Genomic DNA, 2,407 nt, shown 5'->3' on the forward strand with positions numbered 1-2,407 from the left:
GTGGGGCGCCGGTCGCGCGCCGGCAGCGGAGCCGCAGGTCACGGCGGTGCGGGAACTCGAGGAGTCCGCTGCGCGTACCCTGGGTAGGAGAACGACCGTCCCCAGCGCGGCGCCCGCGCCCGAGATCTCCCCGCACGCCGGAACAACCGGCGAGCGGGGGTGAGCCGGAGCGGCACCCCGGGGCACCCTGTACTTCGTGGGCGGTGCGCCACCGCGTCCGCCCCGCACCGAGGAGAAGAACCACTGGGCAAGCGACAGCCCGAAGGCCCGCCGCCCGCACCGGCGGTGCAGCGCATCCGTCTGCGCTACACCAAGCGGGGCCGCCTCCGGTTCACCAGTCATCGAGACTTCCAGCGTGCCTTCGAGCGGGCGCTGCGGCGCTCGGAGGTGCCCATGGCCTACTCGGCCGGATTCACCCCGCACCCGAAGGTTTCGTACGCCAACGCCGCCCCCACCGGTACCGGCAGTGAGGCCGAATTCCTGGAGATCGCCCTCACGCAGCCGCGCGACCCGCGAGTCCTTCGGGAACTGCTGGACGCGTCCCTGCCGGACGGCCTCGACATCGTCGACGCGGTGGAGGCCCGCACCTCCGGCCTCGCGGACCGGCTGACCGCCTCCGTCTGGGAGATGCGGCTGGACGGGGTCGCCGTGAAGGACGCCGAGAAGGCGGTCGCCGCCTTCCTGGCCGCCGACAGCGTCGAGGTGCAGCGCCGGGCGAAGAACGGCATGCGCAGCTTCGACGCCCGCGCCGCCGTCGCGGACCTGCAGGCCCTTGATCCAGAGCCTGATAGGCCCGGGGCGGGGCCCTGTGCGATACTGCGGCTGGTTGTTCGGCACGTGACACCTGCCGTGCGACCCGACGACGTCCTGTCCGGTCTCCGAGCTGTGGCCGACCTGGCGCCGCCGGTCCCCGCAGCGGTGACCAGGCTGGCGCAGGGGCTCTTCGACGAGGAGTCCGGCACGGTGACCGACCCGCTCGCGCCCGACCGCGAGGCAGCCCCGGCCGTTGGTATCGCGGCCGACCCGGCCGCCGTCGCGACGGCGCCGGAAGGTGCAGTCACCGCGTAAGGCGGTCGTCGTAGCGCAGCCCTCGTACCCGGGAGCCACCTGGGTCGGGCCGCGTACCGCCCCCAACAAGACTTTCGCCAGGCCGTGGGCAATCGCGTACGGAACCGGCGAGCCAGACATCAGCTCCCGTGCGGCGCCCGCGCCCCGGACGGCGGTATAGCGCACATCACGCGTACCGGCCGGATCGGAAACAGGCGCGGCGCCCGGGAGCGTGACGGGAGAACCGCCCGCATGCCCGAGCCGATCGAACCCGGAAACACCGGAAACGCCGGAAACACCGAGAACAGCACCGCACCCGGGGACAAGCTGCCGCCGCGCCGCAGGCGCCGCGCGGCCTCCAGGCCCGCCGGCCCGCCCGGCGCCCCCACCGCCGAGACCGTCTCCGCCGCCGTGACCGAGCAGGAGACCTCGGAGAGCGCCCCGGCCGAGGCTGTCGACGAGCAGGCTGTCGAGTCGGCGCCTCCGGTGCGTGCCCGCCGCCGTGCGGTCCGCAAGGCGACCGCTCCTGCGGGTGCTCCGCAGGCCGCTGAAACCGTGGCCGAGCCCGTGGCCGAGCCTGCCGCCCCGGTGGTGGCCGAGGCCGAGGCCCCCCGCGTGGCGGATGTCGCCGAGGCGCCCGCCGCCGAGGCGCCCCGTGGCCGACGCCGTGCCACCCGTAAGGCCACCGCTCCGGCGGGTGCCCCGCAGGCCGCCGAAACCGTGGCGGAAGCCCTTCCCGCGGCCGAGTCGGAGAAGGCCGTGGAGACGGCAGCCGAAACCGCCGCCGTCCAGGAGCCCGAGCAGCTTGCCGAGCCGGCCGCACCGCGTGGTCGCACCCGTCGCCGGGCCTCGGCTCCGGCCGGTGCCCCGCAGGGCGCTCGGACCGCCGACGCCCAGGCTGCGTCCGAGTCGGCCGCCGAGCCGGCACAGGCCCCCGAGACCACACAGGCCCCCGAGACGACAGAGGCTCCTGAGGCCGCAGAGGCCCCCGAGGCGTCCTTGGCTCCGCGAGGTCGTCGTCGCGCCACCCGCAAGGCGACCGCGCCGGCGGGAGCGCCGCAGGCCGTGGAGGAGGCCGCCGAGCTGGCGGCCGAGACCGGTGAGAGCCTTCCGGCAGCCGTGGCGGACGAGCTGGCCGCCGAGACCGAAGAGGTCGAGGAGGCCGCGCCGCGCGGCCGCCAGCGCCGCCGGGCCACCGCCGCCGCGGGCCGGCCGGAGTTCACCGCCAAGACCGAGGAGCCCGTCCGCAAGGGCCGGCGTGCCGCGCGCCCCGCCGTCGCCGTGTTCCGGGCGCCGGTCTTCGCCGAGCCGATGTTCCAAACCCCCGAGACGGCTGCCGCGGCGGCGGCAGCCGCCGGCT

Annotated in this window: 1 protein-coding gene and 1 pseudogene; both read left to right on the forward strand. The window is 76.0% G+C overall.

The annotated features are described in order from the left end of the window. Window positions 1-285: 285 nt before the first annotated feature. Window positions 286-1,068 (forward strand): TIGR03936 family radical SAM-associated protein, encoded by a 783-nt coding sequence (locus ABZ371_RS31725; RefSeq protein ID WP_358686207.1) that lies wholly within the window; start codon window positions 286-288, stop codon window positions 1,066-1,068. A gap of 231 nt (window positions 1,069-1,299) precedes the next feature. After that, window positions 1,300-2,407 (forward strand): annotated as a pseudogene (locus tag ABZ371_RS31730) (ribonuclease E/G); the annotation flags it as partial.

This window comes from Streptomyces sp. NPDC005899 (assembly GCF_040629645.1).
Lineage (GTDB): Bacteria > Actinomycetota > Actinomycetes > Streptomycetales > Streptomycetaceae > Streptomyces.